Source organism: Neptuniibacter sp., assembly GCF_024231755.1.
Taxonomy (GTDB): domain Bacteria; phylum Pseudomonadota; class Gammaproteobacteria; order Pseudomonadales; family Balneatricaceae; genus Neptuniibacter.
The window spans coordinates 1-7,110 of the sequence record NZ_JAAEQH010000329.1 but is presented as its reverse complement, the minus strand read 5'-3'; the positions used below and the strand labels follow the sequence as shown (position 1 = coordinate 7,110).

Here is a 7,110-nt window from a genome sequence, read left to right as displayed (position 1 = left end):
TGATTACATAACTCTTGATCATAATATGCCAGGAATGACTGGTTTAGATGCATACCCACTGCTACGGGAAAAACAGGCTGATTCAAAAATCGGCCTGTTCACTGCTAATATTCAGAAAAGCACTAAAGAACGCTCAGAGGCCGCTGGTCTAGAATTTGTAGAGAAACCTATTAGTGAAGAGAAAGTGATGAGCTTTTTCGAGGAGTAGTACCTCATGTCTGAATTACTCAGCCGTGATCAACTCGATACATTAGCCGAACTTTTCAATATTGGCGTAGGTAAAGCCGCATCGGTTCTCAGCGAGATGGTTGATGAAGAGGTTTCCCTCTCTGTCCCTTTGCTGGAATGCAGTCAGTTTGAGAATGCAGCTAAAACGCTACAGGAATGTACCGCGGAAAGAGTAGAGGCCGTTGAACAAGACTTTACTGGAAAATTCTCCGGTATGTCATTTTTAGTGTTCAGTGAACAGAGTAGCTTTCTCTTAGTGCAACGACTTCTTGGTAGCGAGATTCCACTCGACGAACTTACAGAGATGGAACAGGATGCCCTTAAAGAGGTTGCTAACATCATCCTGAATGCTTGCTTCGGCTCGATTTCCGATATGCTGGGCGTTACACTGGAAAGCGGTATCCCAAAACTTGTCAGCGGTACCTGCGAGCAAGTTCTCGACCTCGCTAGAGTTTCCTCTGACGATGACCCTGTAGCTCTGATTATGCAGGTAACTTTTGCCCTACCGGCAGGTCAGGTAAGCGGCAGTATTACCTATGTACTTACAGCGGACTCCGCTAGAATTCTTTCAGACGAGCTAGAAAATTTCTTTAAACAGATGGTTTAAAGCCCAATGAGCAAACCAAAGTCTCTTGCACCTCTTTTTGATCAGGCCCTGAATAAGCTTCAGGCCGGTGCAGTACTGTTAGATAATGAACTACGAGTTTGCTTTTGGAACCACTGGCTAGCTCAACACAGCGGCATCAGCACTGATCAGATATTAGGTAAACCTCTTTTCGAATGCTTAGATATTCCTGAAGACAGCTATCTGATGAAACGAGTGCACCAGGCTATTGAACATGGTCTCTCTTCCATTCTGTCAAATACTATCCACAGACATCCGTTGCCACTGTATTCCATAGAACGGAAAAACGAACTTATAGAGCAAAAGCTTATTCTCTCCCGATTAAAATCTGGAACAGACAGCTACTGCCTTATTCACGTTTACGATGTATCTGAAGTACTTCGTCGTGAAAAATCCCTGAAACGACAAGCGCAGAAGCTGCACAATACAGTTTCCGAACTTACCCAAGCCGAAGAGCAGATCCGATCCATATTCGATTTATCTCCAGACGGAATCCTGATACTGGATGAAACAGGCCGCTTAAGCAGAATCAACGCCGCTGCAGAAAGGATGTTCGATATCTTCGAATACCCTGACCTGTACAATTTCCTACAATTTATCGAGGAAATGGACGAGGAGAAACCTTTTGAGGGACAGTTCTTTAGCAGTTCGCATGATCATGTTGCGGACAATTTCCGTCTCACTGGCATCTCACTGAATGGTAAGAGATTCCCTGTAAAAATCAGTGTCTTGAGAACAGGCACTGAGCAGGAACGTACCTATAGCGTAATCTGTCGCGATATTACTGAAAGCCAACAAACCGAAAAACGCCTGAAACAACTAGCACACTATGATTCATTAACCGGGCTAGCAAACCGTGCCACATTCAATGATCACCTGAATAATGCGCTAAAAAATGCACAGCGCTATGATCATTCAGTGGCGCTTGTATATATCGACCTCGACAACCTCAAGCCAGTAAATGATCATTTTGGCCACCGTGGCGGGGATATACTACTCAGAGAAGTCGCTAAACGACTCAAATCATCGGTGAGGGATAGCGATCTGGTTGCACGCATTGGTGGTGATGAATTCACCATTACCATCACCGAAAGCGAAGAACACGGACTCCCAGATCTACACATTATCTCAGAACGTATTCTGGAGAAGATCAAGGCGCCACTCACCATCAGCGGTGAATCTCTGGACCCCAGTGCCAGCATTGGCATTACAGTCAGCAGCAGCAATAATGCGGACCAGCTAGCGAGACACGCTGACATTGCTATGTACACAGCCAAACAACGCGGTAAAGGCCAATGTGTATTCTATGAGGAAGGTTTGGAATCCCCTCACAGGTAGACGGTAAGCCATCATTTAGATAGCAGAAAGCCACCTAAACGGTGGCTTTTTTGTGTTTCGAAAAGATCTATTTAATCTTTAATTCGATATTCTGCTGAACGAGCGTGAGCTGTAAGGCTTTCACCACGAGCCAGCACGGAAGCTACCTTACCCATCTCAGAAGCACCTTCATGGGAGAAATTGATCAGCGATGAACGTTTCTGGAAATCATAAACACCCAGTGGGGATGAGAAACGAGCGGTCCCAGAAGTAGGTAATACATGGTTTGGCCCCGCACAGTAATCACCCAACGCTTCAGCAGTGTAGCGACCCATAAAGATAGCCCCCGCGTGACGAATACTCGGTAACAATGCTTCAGGATCTTCCACTGAAACCTCAAGATGCTCAGGAGCAATTCTATTACTCACTCTAACTGCGTCATCGATATCTTCCACTTTGATCAAAGCGGCACGCAGTCGTAGAGAAGTTTCAATAATCTCTTTACGTTCCATAGTTGGTAACAGCTTATTAATGCTTGCTTCAACCGCATCAATAAATTCCGCATCAGGTGTAACCAGAATCGATTGGGCATCCTCGTCGTGTTCTGCCTGCGAAAACAGATCCATGGCAATCCAATCTGGATCCGTTTTACCATCACAGATCACCAGGATCTCAGATGGGCCTGCGATCATATCGATCCCTACGGCACCAAATACTGCACGTTTAGCCGTTGCAACAAAGATGTTACCTGGGCCAACGATCTTATCAACCTGAGGAACTGTTTCAGTACCATATGCTAGTGCCGCTACCGCTTGAGCCCCACCGATACAGAAAACACGATCAACACCAGAAAGGCAGGCAGCAGCCAGTACCAGTTCATTTACCTCACCACCTGGTGTAGGTACAACCATGATAATCTCTTCAACACCGGCAACCTTCGCTGGCATTGCATTCATCAGAACTGAAGATGGATAAGCAGCCTTGCCACCCGGCACATACAGGCCGACTTTATCCATTGGCGTTACTTTCTGGCCCAGCATCGTGCCGTCTGCTTCAGTGTACTGCCAAGAGTCCACCTTTTGACGCTCGTGATAACTACGGACACGCTCTGCAGCAATCTCCAACGCTTTACGCTGATCATCCGGAAGATTATCTAACGCTTGCTGCAAGCGTTCCTGCGACATCTCCAGCTCAGGCATAGACTGCGCTGAAGTGTTATCAAATCGGTTTGTATACTCAACGACCGCAGCATCACCTTTACTGCGTACGCGCTGCAGAATTTCGTTAACAATATTGTTAACTTTCTCATCAGAAACAGCTTCCCATGCCAAAAGCTGGTCCATCTGCTCTTTGAAGTCAGCCTGTCCGGAATCAAGGCGTTTTACTTTTAACTCACTCATACATTTGCCTCCGAATCACGCTTAGCGACTGCAGCTTCAAGTTTGTCCAGAATAGGTTGAATCTGACGGTGTTTCATCTTCATGGAAGGTTGACCCACAACCAGTCGAGAACTGATATCTGCGATCTCCTCCATCGGTTCCAAGCCATTAGCCCGCAGCGTGTTACCCGTATCTACGATATCCACAATGCGATCAGCTAAGCCCATCAGAGGAGCCAATTCCATTGCGCCATAAAGCTTGATGATATCTACCTGGCAGCCCTGCTTGGCAAAATAGTCACGGGTCACGTTTACAAACTTACTTGCAACCTTCATGCGACCTTCAACAGGGGCCGCATTCTTCGGCCCTGCAACCATCAGTTTGCAACGTGAGATATTAAGATCCAGAGGCTCATAAAGACCTTCCGCACCATGTTCCAGTAGAACATCTTTACCAGCGATCCCCATGTCCGCACCACCATACTCAACGTAAGTTGGTACATCCGTCGCACGGATCACAACCAGTTTGATGTTTTCATGGTTAGTATCAAAGATCAGTTTACGGCTGCTATGAATATCCTCAGCCGGAACAATATCGGCCTCTGCCAGCAATGGCAGAGTTTCTTTAAGGATACGCCCTTTGGACAGTGCAATCGTTAGTTGCTGCTTCATAGCTTTATTTATACCTGTAAATTAACCTGGAACACGCTTAATACGCGCTCCTAATAACTGCAATTTTTCTTCAATGCATTCGTAACCACGGTCGATGTGGTAGATACGGTCAATAACCGTATCACCATCTGCAACAAGTGCAGCAATTACCAGGCTCGCTGATGCACGAAGATCTGTCGCCATCACAGGCGCAGCCTGTAGACGTTCGACTCCTTCAACCACCGCAGTGTTGCCATCGATATTGATCTTGGCGCCCATGCGGATCATCTCCTGCATGTGCATAAAACGGTTTTCAAAGATGGTTTCTTTTAGAATACTGACACCGTCAGAAACAGCATTCATAGCTGAGAACTGAGCCTGCATGTCAGTTGGGAATGCTGGGTAAGGTGCAGTTGTCACATTAACCGCCTTAGGACGCTGACCTTTCATATCCAGCTCTATCCAATCATCCCCGGTCTCAATATGCGCACCCGCTTCTTCCAGCTTCTGTAACACAGCATCCAGAATTTTAGGGTTTGTATTTTTTACTTTTACCTTACCTTTGGTTGCCGCTACGGCTGCCAAATAGGTTCCGGTTTCAATACGGTCTGCAACCACAGGAAATTTACACCCATGGAGTTTTTCCACGCCGTTAACAACGATTGTATCTGTACCGTGGCCACTGATATCTGCGCCCATAGCAATCAAGCATTCTGCCAGATCAACAACTTCAGGCTCACGCGCAGCGTTTTCAATGATACTCTGGCCTTCAGCCAGAGTGGCTGCCATCAGAATATTCTCTGTACCCGTTACCGTTACCGTATCGAAGAAGACTCGTGCTCCTTTCAGGCGACCGTTAGTTTTAGCGTGAATGTAGCCATTCTCAACCACAACTTCTGCACCCATCGCACGCAGACCCTGAATGTGCAGATCAACCGGACGGGAACCTATAGCACAACCACCCGGCAGCGATACCTCTGCTTCTCCAAAGTGAGCCACCATCGGTCCTAGTACCAGAATCGAAGCTCGCATGGTTTTAACCAGCTCATAAGGTGCGACCAATTTGTTGATGGTACCGGCATCAATCTCTACATTCAGTTTTTCATCAATAACCAGTTCCACACCCATACGGCGTAGGAGTTCCAGCATTGTAGTGATATCGTGCAGATGAGGCAGGTTACACACTGTAACAGGCTCGGAAGCCAGCAGCGTTGCAGCCAGAATAGGCAGTGCCGAGTTTTTTGCGCCTGATATACGGACTTCACCGTTCAGTGCCTCGCCACCTGTAATAATCAATTTATCCATGATAGTTCCGACCAGAAAAATTAGTTCTGTGCTGCTTCCCACTGCGCAGGAGTGTATGTCTTAATCGTCAAGGCATGTATTGTGCCGTTGGCGATATATTCGTTCAGGCACGCATATACCAGTTGCTGACATTTTACTGGACGCAACCCTTCAAACAGTTCCCCAACAACCGCCACCTGGAAGTCACAACCTTCCCCAGCCGTCGTTACGGTACAGTTTTCAAGCTGTGATTCAAGAATCTGCTTTACCTGTTCAGCCTGCATCTAAAGCTCCTGATCGAAATAAAAATAAGGCGGGAATAATACCGGATTGCGACAAAAAAGGCGATGCTATGCACCGCCTTTATTCAATCCAAACTGAGTTAAATCTGATCTATGTGAGTTGATTATCGAGACCGACCAGAGAAGCGAATGACATCATCTCCTGAGGAACATTTCTAGGTTCGAGTTCAGCACCCACGGAATCAGCGTAGCGCAAACAACACATCCAAAGTGAAAGAGCTGAGCTATCAACTGCTGATACTGCAGAAAAATCCACAACAATAGAACCTGACACCCCTTTTAGCATCCCTTCAAGCTGCTTCCTCATCTGCATGATGACCGGAAACTTAAGTTCACCAGAAAGGCCAATAACTCCCTCGGAAGTTATTTCAGCTTTTGCAGACATCAGGCTTCACTTTTCCCTGGGTCAACTTTTTCCTTCCAATGGTCAATAACCGCGCCAACATCACCACGATTTTTTTGCACCATTTCAGCAAACTGATTTTTAAATGTCAGACGTAGATTAATCCCGTCAAGAAGAGCATTGACGAGACGCCAGCCCTCCTCTTTCTTTTTCATGTAATAGACAATTGAGAATTTAGTGCCATCTGCTGCAAAAACATCGACAGTAACAATCTGTTTTCTCTTATCCGGGCTTTTTCTCTTGGGCGGAACCATCGCGTATGTTTTGATTTGGAAGCCCAATAACGCCTTGGCATATGTTTTCAAAAGCGTTGTTTTAAAAACAGCAGAAAAAGCCACTCGCTGATCCTTCGACGCCTTACGGTAATACTTACCCATAACCAGCTTCGAAATATAATCAAAATCAACGACAGGAGACAGCACTGTATCAATCTCTGCAATCAGTTGACCTTCCTGCTCTTCAAGCAATAATTCTTCGTTTTCCAGCAACAACAACATATCGGAAGTTGTGCCTTCAATAACAGCACCTGCCTCTTCCCATGTTGCCTGCGCACTCACACTTACCAATGAGAACACAACCGCCACAATTAAAGCATGACAATGCTGAATCGCTGTTCTAATCATAAAAGCTACTCACTAACCTCATTAAACAGGAACTTACCTACCAGATCCTCAAGCACCAAAGCAGACTGAGTATCCTCAAAGTAATCTCCATCTTTCATATATTCCTCTTCAGCACCTACTGAAATACCAATGTACTTCTCGCCCAGCAGGCCCGCAGTCAAAATAGAGACCGGGCTATCAATAGAGTGTAAATCGACATTACCGAAGTTCTCCATCGCCACTCGTGCCATCATCTCATCTTTGTCCAAATCGATGTTCTTAACCTGCCCGATCATCTCCCCTGAGATGGTTACTTTGGA

The 7,110-nt window shown here is 46.2% G+C and carries 10 protein-coding genes; 3 read left to right on the top strand and 7 right to left on the bottom strand.

Annotated features, from left to right (window positions below):
• The 3 genes from GY843_RS19145 to GY843_RS19135 form a co-directional block, all read left to right on the top strand.
• A partial coding sequence (locus GY843_RS19145; RefSeq protein ID WP_297312073.1) for a response regulator occupies positions 1–208 on the top strand: 208 nt, incomplete at its 5' end.
• Between the two features lie 6 nt (positions 209–214).
• Entirely contained in the window at positions 215–835 is a 621-nt protein-coding gene (locus tag GY843_RS19140; protein ID WP_297312072.1) for a chemotaxis protein CheX, read from the top strand.
• Positions 836–841: 6 nt separating this feature from the next.
• Positions 842–2,191, top strand: coding sequence for a sensor domain-containing diguanylate cyclase (locus tag GY843_RS19135; RefSeq protein ID WP_297312071.1), 1,350 nt, complete (start codon positions 842–844; stop codon positions 2,189–2,191).
• Between the two features lie 71 nt (positions 2,192–2,262).
• Here GY843_RS19135 and hisD read toward each other — a convergent pair whose 3' ends face one another.
• From hisD to GY843_RS19100, 7 genes are all read right to left on the bottom strand, one after another.
• On the bottom strand, positions 2,263–3,570 hold the full coding sequence (gene hisD, locus GY843_RS19130) for a histidinol dehydrogenase (protein ID WP_297312069.1): 1,308 nt from the start codon (positions 3,568–3,570) through the stop codon (positions 2,263–2,265).
• Positions 3,567–4,220: an ATP phosphoribosyltransferase gene (gene hisG / locus GY843_RS19125; RefSeq protein WP_297312067.1), complete on the bottom strand. Its 654-nt coding sequence runs from the start codon at positions 4,218–4,220 to the stop codon at positions 3,567–3,569. The genes hisD and hisG overlap by 4 nt, the downstream gene beginning before the upstream one ends.
• 21 nt (positions 4,221–4,241) lie before the next feature.
• The gene (gene murA, locus GY843_RS19120) at positions 4,242–5,504 is read right to left on the bottom strand and encodes a UDP-N-acetylglucosamine 1-carboxyvinyltransferase (RefSeq protein ID WP_297312066.1); all 1,263 of its coding nucleotides are present in this window, start codon (positions 5,502–5,504) and stop codon (positions 4,242–4,244) included.
• 20 nt (positions 5,505–5,524) lie between these two features.
• Positions 5,525–5,767 (bottom strand): BolA/IbaG family iron-sulfur metabolism protein, encoded by a 243-nt coding sequence (locus tag GY843_RS19115; RefSeq protein WP_297312065.1) that lies wholly within the window; start codon positions 5,765–5,767, stop codon positions 5,525–5,527.
• 109 nt (positions 5,768–5,876) lie between these two features.
• Complete coding sequence (locus GY843_RS19110) at positions 5,877–6,170, bottom strand: STAS domain-containing protein (RefSeq protein ID WP_297312063.1); 294 nt, start codon at positions 6,168–6,170, stop codon at positions 5,877–5,879.
• Positions 6,170–6,745 carry a phospholipid-binding protein MlaC gene (locus GY843_RS19105; RefSeq protein WP_297312060.1) on the bottom strand — a complete coding sequence of 192 codons (576 nt, stop codon included), beginning with the start codon at positions 6,743–6,745 and terminating at the stop codon, positions 6,170–6,172. Before GY843_RS19105 ends, GY843_RS19110 begins: the two co-directional genes overlap by 1 nt.
• Before the next feature lie 71 nt (positions 6,746–6,816).
• Positions 6,817–7,110, bottom strand: a 294-nt coding sequence (locus GY843_RS19100) for an MlaD family protein (RefSeq protein ID WP_297312058.1), incomplete at its 5' end; no start/stop codon positions are given.

Bases quoted from the DNA above. Each gene is read 5' to 3' on its own strand.
- hisD (WP_297312069.1), bottom strand. From the start codon at position 3,570: ATGAGTGAGTTAAAAGTAAAACGCCTTGATTCCGGACAGGCTGACTTC.
- GY843_RS19110 (WP_297312063.1), bottom strand. From the start codon at position 6,170: ATGTCTGCAAAAGCTGAAATAACTTCCGAGGGAGTTATTGGCCTTTCT.
- GY843_RS19135 (WP_297312071.1), top strand. From the start codon at position 842: ATGAGCAAACCAAAGTCTCTTGCACCTCTTTTTGATCAGGCCCTGAAT.
- murA (WP_297312066.1), bottom strand. From the start codon at position 5,504: ATGGATAAATTGATTATTACAGGTGGCGAGGCACTGAACGGTGAAGTC.
- hisG (WP_297312067.1), bottom strand. From the start codon at position 4,220: ATGAAGCAGCAACTAACGATTGCACTGTCCAAAGGGCGTATCCTTAAA.
- GY843_RS19140 (WP_297312072.1), top strand. From the start codon at position 215: ATGTCTGAATTACTCAGCCGTGATCAACTCGATACATTAGCCGAACTT.
- GY843_RS19115 (WP_297312065.1), bottom strand. From the start codon at position 5,767: ATGCAGGCTGAACAGGTAAAGCAGATTCTTGAATCACAGCTTGAAAAC.